The organism is Streptomyces sp. NPDC048643 (genome assembly GCF_040650615.1).
Taxonomy (GTDB): domain Bacteria; phylum Actinomycetota; class Actinomycetes; order Streptomycetales; family Streptomycetaceae; genus Streptomyces.
The window spans coordinates 1-17,019 of sequence record NZ_JBEZHO010000081.1 but is presented as its reverse complement, the minus strand read 5'-3'; the positions used below and the strand labels follow the sequence as shown (position 1 = coordinate 17,019).

Annotated in this window: 14 protein-coding genes and 1 rRNA gene; 7 read left to right on the top strand and 8 right to left on the bottom strand. The window is 72.0% G+C overall.

Going from position 1 to position 17,019, the window contains the following annotated elements; all coding sequences use genetic code 11:
- Positions 1-204: 204 nt before the first annotated feature.
- On the top strand, positions 205-771 hold the full coding sequence (locus AB0C62_RS40485) for a GNAT family N-acetyltransferase (protein ID WP_362982096.1): 567 nt from the start codon (positions 205-207) through the stop codon (positions 769-771).
- A gap of 55 nt (positions 772-826) precedes the next feature.
- Positions 827-2,080 carry a crosslink repair DNA glycosylase YcaQ family protein gene (locus tag AB0C62_RS40480; protein WP_362982094.1) on the top strand — a complete coding sequence of 418 codons (1,254 nt, stop codon included), beginning with the start codon at positions 827-829 and terminating at the stop codon, positions 2,078-2,080.
- Between the two features lie 49 nt (positions 2,081-2,129).
- Here the strand turns inward: AB0C62_RS40480 and AB0C62_RS40475 are convergent, their stop codons facing one another.
- The 7 genes from AB0C62_RS40475 to mtnA form a co-directional block, all read right to left on the bottom strand.
- Positions 2,130-2,876, bottom strand: a complete 747-nt coding sequence (locus tag AB0C62_RS40475; protein WP_362982092.1) for a response regulator transcription factor — start codon at positions 2,874-2,876, stop codon at positions 2,130-2,132.
- Between the two features lie 214 nt (positions 2,877-3,090).
- Positions 3,091-3,816, bottom strand: a complete 726-nt coding sequence (raiA, locus tag AB0C62_RS40470; RefSeq protein WP_362982090.1) for a ribosome-associated translation inhibitor RaiA — start codon at positions 3,814-3,816, stop codon at positions 3,091-3,093.
- Positions 3,817-4,098: 282 nt separating this feature from the next.
- On the bottom strand, positions 4,099-5,025 hold the full coding sequence (locus AB0C62_RS40465) for a ComF family protein (RefSeq protein WP_362982088.1): 927 nt from the start codon (positions 5,023-5,025) through the stop codon (positions 4,099-4,101).
- A 238-nt stretch (positions 5,026-5,263) separates the two neighbouring features.
- Positions 5,264-7,120, bottom strand: coding sequence for an LpqB family beta-propeller domain-containing protein (locus AB0C62_RS40460; RefSeq protein WP_362982086.1), 1,857 nt, complete (start codon positions 7,118-7,120; stop codon positions 5,264-5,266).
- A complete protein-coding gene (gene mtrB / locus AB0C62_RS40455) occupies positions 7,095-9,215 on the bottom strand; it encodes an MtrAB system histidine kinase MtrB (protein ID WP_362982084.1) in 2,121 nt (706 codons plus the stop codon). Before mtrB ends, AB0C62_RS40460 begins: the two co-directional genes overlap by 26 nt.
- Before the next feature lies 1 nt (position 9,216).
- Entirely contained in the window at positions 9,217-9,906 is a 690-nt protein-coding gene (gene mtrA / locus AB0C62_RS40450; RefSeq protein ID WP_193791570.1) for a two-component system response regulator MtrA, read from the bottom strand.
- 8 nt (positions 9,907-9,914) lie between these two features.
- Positions 9,915-11,060, bottom strand: a complete 1,146-nt coding sequence (gene mtnA, locus AB0C62_RS40445) for an S-methyl-5-thioribose-1-phosphate isomerase (protein WP_362982082.1) — start codon at positions 11,058-11,060, stop codon at positions 9,915-9,917.
- A 141-nt stretch (positions 11,061-11,201) separates the two neighbouring features.
- Here mtnA and AB0C62_RS40440 point away from each other — a divergent pair, with 141 nt between their 5' ends.
- Genes AB0C62_RS40440 through AB0C62_RS40420 form a run of 5 tightly spaced genes read left to right on the top strand, consistent with a single transcriptional unit; the run spans position 11,202 to position 16,815 of the window.
- Positions 11,202-12,554 (top strand): hypothetical protein, encoded by a 1,353-nt coding sequence (locus AB0C62_RS40440; protein WP_362982080.1) that lies wholly within the window; start codon positions 11,202-11,204, stop codon positions 12,552-12,554.
- A gap of 34 nt (positions 12,555-12,588) precedes the next feature.
- Entirely contained in the window at positions 12,589-13,314 is a 726-nt protein-coding gene (locus tag AB0C62_RS40435; RefSeq protein WP_362982078.1) for a DUF4129 domain-containing protein, read from the top strand.
- On the top strand, positions 13,311-14,507 hold the full coding sequence (locus AB0C62_RS40430; RefSeq protein WP_362982076.1) for a DUF4350 domain-containing protein: 1,197 nt from the start codon (positions 13,311-13,313) through the stop codon (positions 14,505-14,507). Before AB0C62_RS40435 ends, AB0C62_RS40430 begins: the two co-directional genes overlap by 4 nt.
- Positions 14,507-15,505, top strand: a complete 999-nt coding sequence (locus AB0C62_RS40425; protein WP_362982107.1) for a MoxR family ATPase — start codon at positions 14,507-14,509, stop codon at positions 15,503-15,505. Before AB0C62_RS40430 ends, AB0C62_RS40425 begins: the two co-directional genes overlap by 1 nt.
- Entirely contained in the window at positions 15,505-16,815 is a 1,311-nt protein-coding gene (locus AB0C62_RS40420) for a DUF58 domain-containing protein (RefSeq protein WP_362982074.1), read from the top strand. The genes AB0C62_RS40425 and AB0C62_RS40420 overlap by 1 nt, the downstream gene beginning before the upstream one ends.
- A 128-nt stretch (positions 16,816-16,943) precedes the next feature.
- On the opposite strand, the gene rrf is transcribed toward AB0C62_RS40420, so the two are convergent.
- Positions 16,944-17,019, bottom strand: a 5S ribosomal RNA gene (rrf, locus tag AB0C62_RS40415); the annotation flags it as partial.

Here is a 17,019-nt window from a genome sequence, read left to right as displayed (position 1 = left end):
TTTCAATGACAGATTCAAATCACAGCTTGAGCAACGGCCATCGTAAGCGAGGACCACACCACGTCGGGAGGTCTGCCTGCGACAGCCACCAGGACAACGGACAGGTGCCGCCGAAGGTGCCGCGTCAGCGCGGCGAAAAGTAACGAACTGCTCACTCACCGCAAAGGAATGGCGCCCTTACGGCTCCCCGAGCAGAATCAGCCGATGGACCCCGTCACCCTGACCACCGACCGTCTCGTCCTGCGCGCCGTGGGGGTGGAGGACACCGACGCCGTGTTCGACGCCGTCCAGGACCCCGACATCCAGCGGTGGACCACGATCCCGTCCCCGTACCTGCGCGAGCACGCGACGGGCTTCACGGACCAGATGGTGCCCGAGGGCTGGGCCGACGGCTCCGCCTTCACCTTCGGGGTCTTCCTGCCCTCCGGGGAACTGGTGGCCATGGTCGCCATCACCATGCGGTCCCTCGGGGTCGGCGAGATCGGTTTCTGGGCGGCCAAGGAGCACCGGGGCGCCGGTTACGTCACCGAGGCCTCCGTCGCCGTGTCGCGCTGGGCCTTCACGGATGTGTCCGTCGACCGGGTCGAATGGCGTGCCGAGGTCGGCAACAGCGGCTCCCGCGCGGTGGCCGAGAAGGCCGGCTTCACCATCGAGGGCACCCTCCGTTCCGCGATCAACAACAAGGGCGTCCGCCGGGACTGCTGGGTCGGCTCCCTGCTCCCCTCGGACCTGGGCCTGCCGTCGACGGCCCCCTACCTGCCGGCCCGCTGACGCACGCTCGCCGGAGCGGGGCCCGGTTGTCAGTGGCACGGCCTACCGTGAGGACATGACGAGTCTCCCGCGTCCCCTCACCGAACTCTCCGCGGACGAAGCCCGCCGCATCGTGCTGCGGGCTCAGGGCTTCCTGGGCGCCCCGGACCGCAGGGCGGGCGTCCGCGGGGTCCTGCGGCACCTCGGCGCGGTGCAGCTCGACACGATCTCCGTCCTCGCCCGCTCGCACGAACTCGTGCCGTACGCCCGGCTCGGCGCGGTCGGCCGCAAGACCGTCGAGCAGGCGTACTGGTCGTCGTCGGGCTCCGCCGACGCGCCCCCGGCACCGCACGCCTTCGAGTACTGGTCGCACGCGGCCTGCATCCTGCCCGTCGAGGAGTGGCCGCACTTCGCCTTCCGTCGCCGCGCCTACCGCGCCCGGCCGCACTGGAACCACGACCTGCCGGACGGCACGTACGACCAGGTCGTCAAGCAGCTCCGCGCCGAAGGCCCCCTCACGGCCACGGACTTGGGCGGCGCGAAGAAGACCAGCGAGTGGTGGGACTGGTCGGGCACCAAGGTCGCCGTCGAGCGCGCGCTGATGTACGGCGAGGTGGTCTGCGTGGAGCGGCGCGGCTGGAAGCGGGTGTACGACCTCGCGGAGCGCGCCGTCCCGGCGTCCCTCCTCCATGACGACCTGGACGACACGGAGTGCCTGCGCCGTCTCGTCCGGCTCGCGGGCCAGGCGCTCGGCGTCGGCACGCGCGCGGACATCGCCGACTACCACCGGCTCCGCGGCGAGCAGGTCGACGCGGTGATCGCGGACTCCGGTCTCGTCCCGGTGACGGTGGAGGGCTGGGGCAGGCCCGCGGGGGTGAAGGGCGGCGCCAAGGGGCTCGGCGCACGCCCCGCGGCCGACGCGTGGGCGGACCCGGTGGCGCTGGCGACGGTCCCGCGCGGTCGCCACCGTACGACGCTGCTGTCGCCCTTCGACTCCCTCATCTGGGAGCGGGCGCGCACGGAGCGGATCTTCGACTTCACGCACCGGCTGGAGGCGTACACGCCCAAGCTGAAGCGGATCCACGGCTACTTCGCCATGCCGGTCCTCGCCGGCGGCCGGCTGGTCGGGCGGGTGGACCCGGCCCGGGAGGGCAGCACGCTGGTCGCCAAGCAGGTCACCGTGGACGGTGTCCGGGCGGTGCCCGCCGTGGCCCAGGCCCTGGTGGAGGCCGCGAGCTGGGTGGACTGCACGGACGTGCGGGTCGAGCGGGTGGACGCGCCACAGCTCCGCGACGCCCTCGACACGGAGATCGCCGGGCTCCTCGGCTGACGCCTGCCAAGGGGGGGCCGGGGCCGGCCCGTCCGCCCCCGGGCGGGTCTCAGCGGATTTCGAGAATCTTCTCGCGCATCGCGTACACCACGGCTTCCATCCTGGAGTGCAGTTGCAGCTTCTCCAGGATGTTGCGGACGTGGTTCTTCACGGTGTTCTCGGAGATGAACAACTGCTTGGCGATATCACGGTTGTTCATCCCCGTCGCCACGAGTTTGAGGACTTCCAGCTCCCGCTCGGTGAGCCGGGGCGCGGGCACCAGTCGGCGCTCGTCGGTCCGCTGGATCATCGACTTGAACTCGGTCAGGAGTTTCGACGCCATGGAAGGGCTGATCTGCGACTGACCGTCCGCCACCGCGCGAATGGCCGTGGCCACCTCGTCCGTGGAGATCTCCTTGAGGAGATATCCGGTCGCGCCCGCCTTGATCGCGTCGTAGAGGTCGGCCTCCTCGTCGCTGATCGTCAACATGATGATCTTCGCGCTGGGGGCCACCTCCTTGATGGAGGTGCACGCCTCGATACCGCCGCGCTTGGGCATCCGTACGTCCATCAGCACGATGTCGGGCAGCAGGTCGGCGGCCTTGTCGACCGCCTCCGCCCCGTCGCCCGCCTCGCCGACGACCTGGATGTCCTCCTCGGCCGCGAGCACGATCTCCAGACCGCGGCGGAAGAGGGCGTGGTCGTCCACGACGAGGACCCTGATCGGCTCCTTGCGTGGAGAGCCCACGTCCGGGCCCGGGGTGACCACGCCGTGGTCGGCGTCCCGGTCACGCATCGGTCCGAAGCTGTCCGCCATCGTTCCTCCCCCTGAAGGCCGTGGCCTGTGTTTCCGTGCCATCGCCAACCCAAGGCAACGGCCCACCGGTTGGGCCGGTGCGGCCATGATTCCATGCCGGGACGGCAATGCGGTGTCGGAGCGGGGCACGAAGGGGTCGCACACCGGTGCCCCCGGGGGCGCACACGCGCTTCCAGGGGCACCGGATCGGCTGATCTGCTGCCGTGGGGCGGGGTCAGCCGCCGAGCGCACCGCCCGGCGCGTCCGCTTCGCCCTGGGCGACCATCGGGTCCGTGCTGAGGTGGATGACGCCGTAGTCGTAGGCGTGCCGTCGGTAGACGACACTGGGCTCCTTCGTCTCGGAGTCGACGAAGAGGTAGAAGTCGTGCCCGACCAGCTCCATTTCGTAGAGCGCCTGGTCGAGTGTCATCGCGGCGGCCACGTGGGTCTTCTCGCGGACGACACAGGGGCCTTCGCCCATGATCTCGAGGGAACCGATCTTCTTGGTCGGCACGGCGTCCTGGTCCCCTTCGTGGACGACGCTGCCGTTGCCGTTCAGGGTCGCGGCACCCGGGACGTGGTCGGCGACCTCGGCCGCCGGGATCCTGCCACTGCCACGTCGGGTGTAGCGCTTGTCGTGCTGCTTGCGCAGCCGGGCCTCAAGCTTGTCCGCGGCCAGGTCGAGTGCTGCATACGCGTCGCTCGCCGCCGCCTCCGCCCGGATCACCGGACCGCGGGAGTGGAGCGTGATCTCCACCCGGTCACAGCGGTCGGCCTGTCGGGGGTTGGGCTCCTTGGACACCTCGACGTCGAGGCTGATCACCTTGCCATCGAGCTTCTGGATCTTCTCCAGCTTCAGCTTCTCGGCCACGTGCTTGCGGAACCGCTCGGGCACCTCGGTCTTGCGGCCCTTGACGACGATGTCCACGCAGAACTCCGTTCCCGGATAGCCCCGCTCCATTGGCGGAGCATCTCCCTTTTGCACCAGGTCCCGGTGAGCACCGGAACCTCGGACTCGGTGACGTTCACCTCCTCCTCCCCCGAGGACAAGATCTCCACCCCACCGATGCGGGTGATTCGGAAAAACCCGCGGCACGGCATTCGGGTGCGCGAGGCCCGGCCTGCGCCATTGCCTCACAACCGAACATATCTCGCCCGGACGGATGACGTCACCCTCTACTGCGGCGTACCTCCGTTCAGGTGAATTGACCGGGTCATTACCTGCAACGATGCAAGTTCTCCGTCAGTTCCGGTTTATTTCGAAAGCGTCCGGTGGTGCGGCGACCACGGCCGAACAGACCATGTCACCGTGCGTCCCTCTGACCTGCCCTGTACCCACGATTCGCCCGTCCACTTCCGGTAGTTCCAGCCTCTCTCTCGCCGAGTGCACGCCCTCCGCCGCCGCCCGTGCCACGCGCAGCGCCCGCGCCGCCTCCGTCAACGAGGCACCCGTCGTCATCAGGTCGTCCACCAGCACCACCCGACCTCCCTCGGCCAGCAGCCGCGCGCCGCCGGCCACGACCTCCAGCGCACCGGCCAGATTGTCCAGCCGCTGCCGGGAGTTCAGCCCCGACTGGTCGGCCACCGGCCGCCGTTGCCGCAGGACACCGAGCACCCGCGCGGGCGTCCCCGTCCGTCGCAGCTCACCGGCCGCCGCGAGCGCGATCCGCCGCGCCGGATCGTGTCCACGGGCCCGGACCGCCCGCCGCGCCGACGGCACGGGCACCAAGAGGACGGGCCTGTCCGCCGGCCCCGTCCTGCGGGCGCCCTCGCCACCGTGTTCCTGCCACTCCCGCTCGCACCCCGCTTCGCCTTTCCCGTGCCTCAGCCACCCCTGGGAAGCCACGGGCCGCCCGGCCGGACCGGGACGTCGCACCGCCTCCAGAGCGGCCCGCACAGCCCCGGCCAGAGCCGCGCCCAGTGGCGCCGCCAGGGCCAGCGCGCCGCGCTCCTTGTGAGCGAGCAGCGCCGCCCGCACCTCGTCCGCGTAGGGGGCGGCCGCGTGCACCGGCGGCAGCCCGGCCGGTTCCGGCACCGGCCGCACCCGGCACGGCGCGGCCCCGATCAGGACGGCACGGCACTCGGCACAGAGCACCGCGCGAGGCCTTCCGCAGCCTCCGCACTCAGCCGGCAGCACCAGATCCGTGAGGTCCTGCCACCACCCCCGCATGGCCACCACTGTGCCAACGCCCGGCCCGCTCGGCCACCCCTGTGGACAACTGCCTGTGGACAACTCCGCGGCCCGTTCGTGCCCGGCTATGACGGAGGGGACTGGAGGGACGCGCGCACGCCGCGCGGACAGCCCCAGGGACGCCGGCGGACGGACCTGGAGCACCGGAGGACAGCCCCGGAACGCCGGCGGGCCCGCCCGGAGAACCGGACGGGCCCACTCCCGAGAACCTCGCCGACTAGCCGGGATAGATCGGTGCCGTTCCGTCCTGGACGATCTTCTGCCACTGCTCGCCCGCCGACAGCCGCACGATCCCGTCCGTCTCCGACTGCGCCATCAGCGGCAGCGTCTCGTCCTCGGACGCGGCGATCTCCTTGACGTTGGCGAGCGCGGACGGCGCGGTGGCCGGCGGGGTGGACCCGTCGACCTGGACGTAGCGCATCTGCTGCACACCGCCCTTCTCGCTGCCGACCACCACGAGCCGGCTGTCACCGGCCCAGGACATGGCCGTGACCTCCTCCAGCTGGGGAGCCACGGCGCGCGTGCTGACGACGTCGGCGCCGACCGGCTCGTCCCCCGTGGACCGGTCGATGCGCCCGATCTGCAGCGAGCTCTTGCCGTCCTTCTCCACGATCAGCGCGATCCGCACCCCGTCGGCGGCCACCCGCACCGCCTCGATGCGCCCGTCGACCAACGGCGTCTGGACGACGACGGGCTCGCCCGCACCCTTGCGCAGCAACAGCAGGCGAGGCTTCTTCGGGTCGCGGTCGGCCACCCACAGGTCGCCCCGCGCGTCCCAGCTGGGCGTCGTCAACCGGTCGGCCGGGGTACTGCCCTGGCTGCGCAGCACCGGCTCGCCGAGCGAACCGCCCGACACCAGCGACCCGACGTACAGGTTCCGGCCGTCGGCGGACACCCCGGCAGCGGTGGTCTCGTCCCGTGACACCGCGGCCGCCCGCAGCTTCTTGACACCCTCGCCGAGCGCCCCCGGCACCGGCTCGGGCTTCTTGTCGCGGTCGCCGCCGTCCATCCGCACGAGGCGCTGCTCGTGGTCGATGAAGTACTGGTCCTCCGACTGCCGGCCCGTCCCGTGCGAGGCGACTCCCGCGGCCTGTCCCTTCGTCTGCACGCACAGCTGCGAGCCGTCCGACCTCTGCAGCTCCACCTCCTCGACGCCGGTCGGCGTCAGGTTCGTCAGCGTGAGCAGGAGTTGGGCGGCCATCCGTTCGCACTGGGCGTTCCCGACGTGGTCGGCCTCGCCGTTCAGCGGCACCGTCACCCTGTTGCGGTCGTCGGTCGACAGGGAGGTGTCGGCGCTCTTCAGGTCCGTGCCCGTGGGGAAGCTCGACGTGACCTCCGGGTCCAGCCACTTCGTGGGCCCCCGCAGCAGCGCCCGCACGATCTGAGTCATCGGGTCCACCTGCGCGCGCACGTAGACGGGGTCCGCGACCGTCGCCAGCGGCCGGCCGGCCCCGGAGGTGCCGTTCGACGCGTAGTAGTACTTGTTGACGGAGACGTAGTTGCGCTGGAAGTCGGACGAGCCCATGACCACGCCCTGCGGCAGGGCGTCGATGCGCCACTGCTTGTTCTTCAGCTTCGTCAGGCGCACCGACTCGTTGTACGAGCCGGCCGCCGGTTCGTAGGCGTGCCGTTCGTCCACGCCGGCGACCTTGCTGCCGTTCAGCCGGAACCGGACGTCACGCGTGCCGTCCTTCGTGTCCGTCGGCACCATCACCGGGTCCGGCGCGTCGTCGAGCACAGTGGTGGAGTCGTACGGGTCCCACGTCTTGCGGGCGCCGTCCGTGAGGTACTTGCCGGCCGTCTCGTAGTTCGCGTCGTCACTCGTGAGCGCCTCCAGGAAGCCCTGGACGATCTCGTCCGCCGAGGCGCCGGAACGCGGCGGGATGGCGTAGACGCGGACCTGGGAGTCCTGTCGCGGTGTGGACTCCACCTGCCGCAGATCTCCGCTGTCCGGCATCGACGCGCACCCTGCCAGCAGCAGGGCCCCACAGCTCGCGTACGCCATGACGCGCACCGGACGGCGTCCGCGGACGCCGCTCCCCCCGCGGTCAGCGCCCACGGAATACCTCCCCATGTCCGAGCTCCTCCGACGTCCCGCCGTCCCGCCCCGGCTCCGGCTCCGGCTCCGGCTCCGGCCCGGCCTGCCGACTGTCCTGCTCCGAGCCGGCCTGTTCACGGCCGCCCCCGGACGTCTCTTCCTGGCGTCTCAGGGACCCGGTGGGCCGGGGCACCACGCGCGAGCCGTTGCCCGGCAGCGCCGTCGGGTCGGCCGTCGGTGACCCGGCCGGGCGGGGCGCTATGGGCCCCCGCTGCGGCGTGGTCCCGCCCACCGGCTGCTGCACGGGCACCGTGGCGAGCTTGGCACCACCGCCGTGCGGCAGGCCGGCGTCGTCGAGTCCGCGGTTGCGTCGCGAGTCCTTGGGCTCCAGCGGTATCGGCGATCCCCGGAGCGACTCGTCGGCCGTCCGCGGCAGGGTCAGCCGGAACTGCGAACCGCCGCCCGGCTCGCCCCAGGCCTGCAGCCAGCCGCCGTGCAGCCGCGCGTCCTCCAGGGCGATCGACAGCCCGAGGCCGGTACCGCCGGTGGTGCGCGCGCGTGCCGGGTCGGCCCGCCAGAAGCGGCTGAAGACCCGGGTCGCCTCGCCGGGCTTGAGCCCGACGCCGTAGTCACGGACGGCGATCGCGACCGCTCCGCCCGCCGCGGCGAGCTTGACGACGACATCCTTGCCCTCGCCGTGCTCCACGGCGTTGACCACGAGGTTGCGCAGCACGCGCTCGACCCGCCGGGCGTCCGCCTCGGCTATCAGCGGCTGCTGGTCACCGACGACCCGTATGTGGGTGCCCTTGCGCTCGGCGAGCGGCTCGGCTCCGCCGACCACCCGTCGGACGACGTCCCTGAGGTCGATCGCGTCGGCCTCCAGGGCCGCCGCGCCCGCGTCGAACCGGCTGATCTCCAGCAGGTCGGCGAGCAGCGTCTCGAAGCGGTCCAGCTGGTCGGCGAGCAGTTCGGCCGACCGCGCGGTCATCGGGTCGAAGTCCTCGCGGGCGTCGTGGATGACGTCGGCCGCCATCCGGACGGTCGTCAGCGGCGTCCGCAGCTCGTGCGACACGTCGGAGACGAACCGGCGCTGCATCCGCGACAGGTCCTCCAGCTGCTGGATCTTCAGCTGGAGGTTCTGCGCCATCTTGTTGAAGGCCTCGCCGAGCCGCGCGATGTCGTCCTCGCCGGTGACCTTCATCCGTTCCTGGAGGCGTCCGGCGGAGAGCCGTTCGGCGATCCCGGCCGCCATCCGCACCGGTGTGACGACCTGGCGCACCACGAGCCAGGCGATGGCCCCGAGGAGGACCACGACGAAGAGCCCGGCCGTCGCGAGGGTCCCCTTGACCAGGCTCAGCGACTTCTCCTCCTGCGTCAGCGGGAAGAGGTAGTACAGCTGGTACGCGTCGCCGTTGGGGTCGCTCAGCTGTTTGCCGATGACCAGAGCGGGCTGGGACGCGCGGCCGTCCTTGTAGACGACCCGGGTGTAGCTCTGCTGGGCGGCACTGCTGCTGTCGATCCGGGCGCGCAGGTTCTCCGGCACGCTCACCGTGGGGTCGACGCGCCCCGAACCGCGCGGTGCGAGCCCCGCGCCGTTGTCGCCCGAGGGGGTGGAGTTGAGGGTGACGACGTCGAACGCGCCCTGGCCACCGCTGGACAGGGACACGATGAGATCGGTCATCCACTGGCTGACGTTCTTCGACGACCGGCCGGTCGCGGCCACACCGTCGTCGCCGTTCGCCGTCACCGTCGAGTCGGCCCCGCGCTTGGCCGCCGCGAAACCGCCGGTGGCCTGGCTCTGCGAGGCCTTCACCTTGGCGTCGAGCAGGCCGTTGCGGACCTGCCCGATCACGACGAAGCCGAGCAGCAGCACGACGCCGAGCGACATCAGCAGCGTCGTCACGACGATCTTGAGCTGGATGTTGCGCCGCCACAGCCGCATCACGGGCAGCAGCGGACGGCGCACCCAGCGCATGAGGAGCCGTAGGACCGGGCTGCCCTGGACTCCGCCCTGGAGCAGCCCGCCCTCGAACAGGCGTCCCCAGAGGGAGCCCGTCATCTTCCGGCCGACAGGCCGCCCCGTACGTTCCCCCTGCTCAGCGGGCGCCGAAGCGGCACTGTCACGGGTCATGTCAGCTCGGTCCTGCCTTGTAACCGACGCCACGGACGGTCACCACGATCTCGGGCCGCTCCGGGTCCTTCTCGACCTTGGAGCGCAGCCGCTGGACATGGACGTTGACCAGCCGGGTGTCCGCCGCGTGTCGGTATCCCCACACCTGCTCCAGCAGGACCTCACGCGTGAACACCTGCCACGGCTTGCGGGCCAGTGCGACCAGCAGGTCGAACTCCAGCGGCGTCAGCGCGATCGACAGGCCCTCCCGTTTCACGGAGTGACCGGCGACGTCGATGACGAGGTCACCGATGGAGAGCTGTTCGGGTGCCGGCTCCTCCGAACGGCGCAGCCGCGCCCTGATCCGCGCCACCAGCTCCTTTGGCTTGAACGGCTTCACGATGTAGTCGTCGGCGCCCGACTCGAGGCCGACCACGACATCGACGGTGTCGCTCTTCGCCGTGAGCATCACGATCGGCACCCCGGACTCCGCCCTGATCAGGCGGCACACCTCGATACCGTCCCGTCCGGGCAGCATCAGGTCCAGGAGCACCAGATCAGGCTTGGTCTCGCGGAAAGCGGCCAGCGCCTTGTCGCCGTCGGCTACGAAAGACGGCTCAAAACCTTCACCACGCAACACGATGCCGAGCATCTCGGCCAGTGCGGTGTCGTCATCGACGACAAGGACTCGTCCCTTCATAAACGACATCATCCCATTAACTAAATCGTTACCTGGCGTGACAAGTCACACAGCTCGGCGAGAGCCTCAGCCGTCACGGGCGACACAACGCCCTCTTCGGTGACGATCGCCGTGATCAACTCCGGCGGCGTCACGTCGAACGCCGGGTTGTACGCCTGGGTCCCCAGGGGTGCCACAGGTATACCGCCTCCCGACTCCGCGCCCGCCATCGGCACCTGCGGAGCTGTGATCTCCGTCACTTCATGACCCGGTCGCTGCTCGACCTCGATGGACGCCCCGTCCGGCGTGTCCGGGTCGATCGACGTCACCGGCGCCACCACGATGAACGGCACGTGGTGGTACTTGGCCAGCACCGCGAGCGGATAGGTCCCCACCTTGTTCGCCACCGAACCGTCGGCCGCGATCCGGTCGGCCCCGACCAGCACCGCGTCCACCTCTCCGGACGCGAACAACGAGCCGGCCGCGCTGTCCGTCAGCAGCGTGTACGCCATGCCGTTGCGCGCGGCCTCGTACGCCGTCAGGCGGGCGCCCTGCAGCAGCGGCCGCGTCTCGTCGACCCAGAGCCGCCGCAACTGCCCGGCCCGGTGCGCCGCGAGCGCCACGGCGAACGCCGTTCCCTCGCCGCCCGACACCAGGGCCCCGGTGTTGCAGTGCGTGAGCACCCGGTGCCCGCCGCCCGGCAACAGCTCGTCGAGCAGCGCCAGACCGCGCCCGGCCATGCGCGCGCTGGCCTCGGCGTCCTCCCGGTGCAGCGCCCGCGCCGCGGTCAGCGCCGCCGCCGCGGCCGCCTCCTGGTCGCCGCCGGCGGACAACGCGGCCTGGTGCGCCTCCTGCGCCCTGCGGACACCGGCGGACAGGTTCACCGCGGTGGGCCGGGCCCCGGCCAGGTCCCGGGCCGCGTCCCCGACGTCGAAGCCGCGTACGGCGGCGAGCGCGACGCCGTACGCACCGGCGATCCCCAGCAGGGGTGCCCCGCGCACGGCGAGCGTCCGGATCGCCTCCACCAGCGCGGGGGCGTCCGTGCACACCAGCTCGACCTCTTCGGCCGGCAGCCTGGTCTGGTCGAGAAGGACCACGACAGGTCCTTCGGGCGGCTCGTGCCAGCGGATCGCGGGTATCTCCGTCGGCCCGCTGTCCTCGCGGGATTGCGCGTAGTGATCAGCCATCCGCCCAGTCTGCCCCGTACCCGGCGGACAATTGAAGGTGTCCAGCTCATACAGGGGCCGGTCACCTGCCGGGCGGGCCGTGGCACGATGGCTGCCAACCTGCCGCCGCGACCGCGGAACGGGCACCGTGAAGGAGCGACGATGAACGACACTCCGGGCTGGGCGTCGCCCGGATCCGCCCCCTCCGACGGACAGGAGCCGGACTCCACCGGCACCCCGCAGCCCACGGAGCAGCCCACGGACCCGGCCGGTGCGAACCAGCCCCAGCAGCCTCCGAAGTGGTCCAAGGAGCAGCCCCCTCCCGCCCAGTGGTCGGCCCCCGGCCCGCAGGTACCCGCCCAGACCCCGCCTCCGCCCGCGCCCGGCCCGGGCTGGGGCGGCCAGTACCCCGGCGGTCAGCCCGGCCCCGGAGCACCCGGCGGCTGGGGAGCACCCGGTCACGGCTACGGCGGCCCCGGTGGCCCCGCCGGCTGGGGCGGCAACTGGGGCGGTCCGCCGCCCGCCGCGAAGCCCGGCGTGATCCCGCTGCGCCCCCTCGGCGTCGGCGAGATCCTCGACGGCGCCGTCTCCACGATGCGCACCTACTGGCGCACCGTGCTGGGCATCTCGCTGACCGTCGCCGTGATCACGGAGATCGCGGTCATCCTGCTCCAGGGCTTCTTCCTGAACGACACCGAGGGCTCCGACGCCCTCAGCGACCCGACCGCCACCGTCGGCGAGCTGACCCGGGCCCTCGGCGACACGATGCTCAGCTCCGGCGTCGTCCTGCTCATCACCCTGCTCGGCACCATCGTCGCCACGGCCCTGCTCACCTCGGTCACCAGCCGCGCGGTGCTCGGCAAACCGGTCACCACCGGCGAGGCCTGGCGGGACGCCCGACCCCAGCTGCTGCGCCTGTCCGGACTGACCCTGCTGCTGCCCGTCATCGCCCTCCTGATCGTCGGCGTCGGAACGCTGCCCGGCGTGCTCGTCGGCGTGGCCGGCTCGGGTGACGCCGGCGCCGCACTCGCCGTCCTCGGCGGCCTCGCCGCGGCCGTCGTCGCCATCTGGCTGATGGTGCGCTTCTCGCTCTCCTCGCCCGCCCTGATGCTGGAGAAGCAGGGCATCGTGAAGTCGATGAGCCGCTCCGCGAAGCTCGTCCGCGGCTCCTGGTGGCGCGTCTTCGGCATCCAACTGCTGGCCACGATCATCGCCAACATCGTCGCGTCGATCGTCGTCATCCCCTTCGCCCTCCTCGCGGCGGCCCTGAGCGGCGACGGTTTCAGCGGCCTGCTCGACGGCAGCGGCGGCGACATCGGCTGGACGTTTTTGATCATCAGCGGCATCGGCTCGGTGATCGGCTCCATGCTCACCCTCCCGATCAGCGCGGGCGTCACCGTGCTCCTGTACATCGACCAGCGCATCCGCCGCGAGGCCCTCGACCTCGACCTGGCCCGCGCCGCCGGCGTGCCCGACTACGGCACCGAGCCCTCCGGCACCACACCGGGGAGCTGATGCGGTGAACGGGGCGGGGGGAGCCTTCACAGCAGTGCTCGCAGGACCACACACCGGTGCCACAGCCGTGCTCGCACTGGCCCGCGGCGACGCGCCACCGGTGACGACACCGCGCGACCCCGCACGGGAGGCGGCTCGACGCGAGCTGTCCAAGCGGATGTACCACGAGAACGACCCGGGCCTGATCCAGCGCGCCCTGAACGCCTTCTGGGACTGGGTCGACAAGCTGTTCGGCGCCGCCTCCACCGCGACACCCGGCGGAGCGCTCGGCCTCGTCGTCATCGTCCTCGCCGTACTGGCGGTCCTGGGCGCCCTCTGGTGGCGCCTCGGAACCCCGCACCGCACGCCCGTCCCGTCCGCCACCCTGTTCGACGACCGCCCGAGAAGCGCCGCGGAACACCGCGCCGCGGCCGAGGCCCACGCAGCCCAGGGCCACTGGAACCAGGCCGTCCAGGAACGCATGCGCGCCGTCGTCCGCTCCCTGGAGGAACGCGCCCTGCTCGACCCACGCCCCGGCCGCACCGCCGACGAGGCGGCCGCGGAGGCGAGCCGGACGCTGCCGGACCACACCGACCGACTGCGCGCGGCCGCACGGGACTTCGACGACGTCACGTACGGCGGCCGCACCGGCGACCGGCGCGCGTACCAGCACCTCACCGAACTGGACCGCGACCTGGAGCGCGCCAGGCCCGTCCTCACGAACAGCGCCCACAGCGACCAGAACACGACCGCGACCACCCGCCAGGGCGCCGCCTCATGACCGAGGCCACGCTCACCTCCACCCCCACCTCGGCCTCGCCCACCGCCCGCCAGGTGTGGACCCGCACGCGCGGAGTCGTCCTCGCCCTCGTCGTCCTCCTGGTCGCCGCCGTCGTGATCGCCCTGGTCCGCTCGGACGCCCGGCACGGCCGCCTCGACCCACGCTCCGCCGACCCCCTCGGCAGCCGGGCCGTCACCGAACTCCTCGCCGACCAGGGCGTCTCCACCCGCGTGGTCAGCACCCTCGGCCAGGCCCGCGCCGCCGCCGGCCCCGACACCACCCTGCTGATCGCCGCCCCGGACCTCCTGACCGAACGTCAGCAGACCCTTCTGCACACGGCGACGGCGAACTCCGACGGCCGTACCGTCCTGATCGCCCCGGGCCGACCCTCCGTCGGCACCCTCGCCCCCGGCGTGTCCGCCGACCCCGCCGTCAGCTTCGACTCGACGCTCTCCCCCGACTGCACGCTTCCCGCCGCCCGGCGAGCGGGCGGCGCCGACACCGGAGGCGTCCGCTACACCACCACCGCCCGCGACGCCGACGCCTGCTACCCCAGCGACGGACGGCCCACGCTGCTGCGCCTCCCCGCCCGCTCGGGAAGCGGCGACACCGTCGTCCTCGGCGCCCCCGACATCCTCTACAACGAACGCCTCGACGAGCAGGGCAACGCCTCGCTCGCCCTCCAACTCCTCGGCTCCCGCTCCCACCTGGTCTGGTACCTCCCCTCGCTCTCCGACATCTCGGCCACCGACGCGGGCGACCGGAGCTTCTTCGACCTGCTCCCCTCGGGCTGGCTCTGGGGCACACTCCAGCTCTTCGTCGCGGCAGCCCTGGCCGCCCTGTGGCGCGCACGCCGACTGGGCCCCCTCGTACCCGAACGACTCCCCGTGGCGATCCGGGCCTCCGAAACCGCCGAAGGCCGCGCCCGCCTCTACCGCAAGGCCAACGCCCGCGACCGAGCGGCCACCGCTCTGCGCTCCACCACCCGCACCCGCCTCGCCCCCCTCGTCGGCGTCCCCCCGGCCCAGGCACACACGCCCGAGGCCCTGCTCCCCGCTCTGTCCGCCCACCTCGACGGCGACGGCCAGGCCCTGCACCAACTCCTCTTCGGGCCGCCGCCGCACGACGACGCAGCCCTCATCTCCCTCGCCGACCAACTCGACGCCCTCGCAAGAGAGGTACGCCATTCATGATGGACCCGACCACTGACAACGCCGGATACGCCGGACATTCCGGGGATGCGAGCACCGCCCGCGCGTCCCTGGAGTCCCTGCGCGCCGAGATCGCCAAAGCCGTGGTCGGCCAGGACCCCGCCGTGACCGGCCTCGTCGTCGCCCTCCTCTGCCGCGGACACGTCCTCCTCGAAGGCGTCCCCGGAGTGGCCAAGACACTGCTCGTGCGCGCTCTGGCATCCGCACTCGAACTCGACACCAAGCGCGTCCAGTTCACTCCCGACCTGATGCCGAGCGACATCACCGGCTCCCTCGTCTACGACGCCCGCACCGCCGAGTTCTCCTTCCAGCCCGGCCCGGTCTTCACCAACCTGCTGCTGGCCGACGAGATCAACCGCACGCCCCCGAAGACCCAGGCGTCCCTGTTGGAAGCCATGGAGGAACGCCAGGTCACGGTCGACGGCACCCCCCGGCCGCTCCCCGAGCCCTTCCTCGTCGCCGCGACCCAGAACCCCGTCGAGTACGAGGGCACGTATCCCCTCCCCGAAGCCCAACTGGACCGCTTCCTGCTGAAGCTGACGATCCCTCTGCCCACCCGGCAGGACGAGATCGCCGTCCTCACCCGGCACACCGACGGCTTCGACCCCCGCGACCTGCGCGCCGCCGGCCTGCGCCCCGTCGCCGGCCCCGCCGACCTCGAGGCCGCCCGCGCCGCCGTCGCCAAGACGGCGGTCTCCCCGGAGATCACCGGCTACGTCGTCGACATCTGCCGCGCCACCCGCGAGTCGCCCTCCCTCTCGCTCGGCGTCTCACCGCGCGGCGCGACCGCCCTCCTCGCCACCGCCCGCGCCTGGGCCTGGCTGACCGGCCGCGACTACGTCATCCCCGACGACGTGAAGGCCCTCGCCCTCCCCACGCTCCGCCACCGCGTCCAACTCCGCCCCGAAGCGGAGATGGAGGGCGTGACGACCGACTCCGTCATCACCGCGATCCTCACCCACGTCCCCGTCCCCCGCTGATGGCGTTCACCGGACGCGCCGCTCTCCTCGCGGCTCTCGGCGCACTCCCCGTCGGCATCTGGGAACCGAGTTGGACGGGCATCCTCGCGGTGAACGCCCCGCTGGCCCTGGCCTGTGCCTGCGACGCCGCCCTCGCGGCCCCCGTACGGCGCCTCGGCCTGACCCGCTCCGGCGCCACCTCGGTACGCCTCGGTGAATCGACGGACGTCACCCTCACCGTCACCAATCCCTCGGGCCGCCCCCTGCGCGCGCACCTGCGGGACGCCTGGCCGCCGAGCAGTTGGGAGCCGGGCACCGAGGTCGCGTCCTCCCGGCACCACCTGACCGTGCCCGCCGGCGAACGCCGCCGTGTGACGACCCGTCTGCGCCCCACGCGCCGCGGCGACCGCCAGGCGGACCGCGTCACCATCCGCTCGTACGGCCCCCTGGGCCTCTTCGCCCGCCAGGGCACCCACAAGGTCCCCTGGTCCGTCCGCGTCCTGCCCCCCTTCACCAGCCGCAAGCACCTCCCCTCCAAACTGGCCCGCCTCCGCGAACTGGACGGCCGCACCAGCGTGCTGACCCGCGGTGAGGGAACCGAGTTCGACAGCCTGCGCGAGTACGTTCCCGGCGACGACACCCGTTCCATCGACTGGCGCGCGACAGCCCGCCAGACCACGGTCGCCGTACGTACCTGGCGCCCCGAGCGCGACCGGCACATCCTCCTGGTCCTGGACACCGGCCGCACCTCGGCGGGCCGCGTCGGCGACGCCCCCCGCCTGGACGCGTCGATGGACGCCGCTCTGCTGCTCGCCGCCCTGGCCTCCCGCGCCGGTGACCGCGTCGACCTTCTCGCCTACGACCGCCGCGTCCGCGCCCTCGTTCAGGGCCGCGCGGCCGGCGACGTCCTCCCATCGCTCGTCAACGCGATGGCAGGCCTCGAACCCGAGCTGGTCGAAACGGACGCCCGCGGCCTGGCCGCCATCGCTCTTCGCACGGCTCCCCGCCGCTCCCTGATCGTCCTCCTGACGAGCCTCGACGCGGCGCCCGTCGAGGAGGGCCTGCTCCCCGTCCTCTCCGGTCTCACCCAGCGCCATACGGTTCTGGTGGCGTCGGTCGCCGATCCGTACATCGCCCGCATGGCGAAGGCCCGGGGAAACACGGACGCGGTCTACCAGGCAGCGGCGGCGGCACAGGCGCAGTCAGAACGGCATCGCACGGCCGAACAGTTGCGACGCCGCGGCGTCACCGTCGTCGACGCGACCCCGGACGATCTGGCCCCGGCCCTGGCAGACGCCTACCTCGCCCTGAAAGCCGCGGGCCGACTGTAGGTGCCGGCGGAAGTCGGACAACAAAAAAGAGGGGCGGTCTCCTTTCGGAAACCGCCCCTCGATCATTGTCTCGGAACGCAGAAAACCCCCGTACCGGTATCCCCGGTACGGGGGTTTTCTCAAAAATAGTTCGGCGGCGTCCTACTCTCCCACAGGGTCCCCCCTGCAGTACCATCGGCGCTGTGAGGCTTAGCTTCCGGGTTC

What these genes read in the sequence shown, in the direction of transcription:
- AB0C62_RS40465 (WP_362982088.1), bottom strand. Translation starts at nt 5,025, where the DNA reads ATGCGGGGGTGGTGGCAGGACCTCACGGATCTGGTGCTGCCGGCTGAG.
- AB0C62_RS40485 (WP_362982096.1), top strand. Translation starts at nt 205, where the DNA reads ATGGACCCCGTCACCCTGACCACCGACCGTCTCGTCCTGCGCGCCGTG.
- AB0C62_RS40475 (WP_362982092.1), bottom strand. Translation starts at nt 2,876, where the DNA reads ATGGCGGACAGCTTCGGACCGATGCGTGACCGGGACGCCGACCACGGC.
- AB0C62_RS40430 (WP_362982076.1), top strand. Translation starts at nt 13,311, where the DNA reads ATGACCGAGGCCACGCTCACCTCCACCCCCACCTCGGCCTCGCCCACC.
- mtrB (WP_362982084.1), bottom strand. Translation starts at nt 9,215, where the DNA reads ATGACCCGTGACAGTGCCGCTTCGGCGCCCGCTGAGCAGGGGGAACGT.
- AB0C62_RS40425 (WP_362982107.1), top strand. Translation starts at nt 14,507, where the DNA reads ATGGACCCGACCACTGACAACGCCGGATACGCCGGACATTCCGGGGAT.
- mtnA (WP_362982082.1), bottom strand. Translation starts at nt 11,060, where the DNA reads ATGGCTGATCACTACGCGCAATCCCGCGAGGACAGCGGGCCGACGGAG.
- AB0C62_RS40420 (WP_362982074.1), top strand. Translation starts at nt 15,505, where the DNA reads ATGGCGTTCACCGGACGCGCCGCTCTCCTCGCGGCTCTCGGCGCACTC.
- AB0C62_RS40460 (WP_362982086.1), bottom strand. Translation starts at nt 7,120, where the DNA reads ATGGGGAGGTATTCCGTGGGCGCTGACCGCGGGGGGAGCGGCGTCCGC.
- raiA (WP_362982090.1), bottom strand. Translation starts at nt 3,816, where the DNA reads ATGGAGCGGGGCTATCCGGGAACGGAGTTCTGCGTGGACATCGTCGTC.
- AB0C62_RS40480 (WP_362982094.1), top strand. Translation starts at nt 827, where the DNA reads ATGACGAGTCTCCCGCGTCCCCTCACCGAACTCTCCGCGGACGAAGCC.
- AB0C62_RS40440 (WP_362982080.1), top strand. Translation starts at nt 11,202, where the DNA reads ATGAACGACACTCCGGGCTGGGCGTCGCCCGGATCCGCCCCCTCCGAC.
- mtrA (WP_193791570.1), bottom strand. Translation starts at nt 9,906, where the DNA reads ATGATGTCGTTTATGAAGGGACGAGTCCTTGTCGTCGATGACGACACC.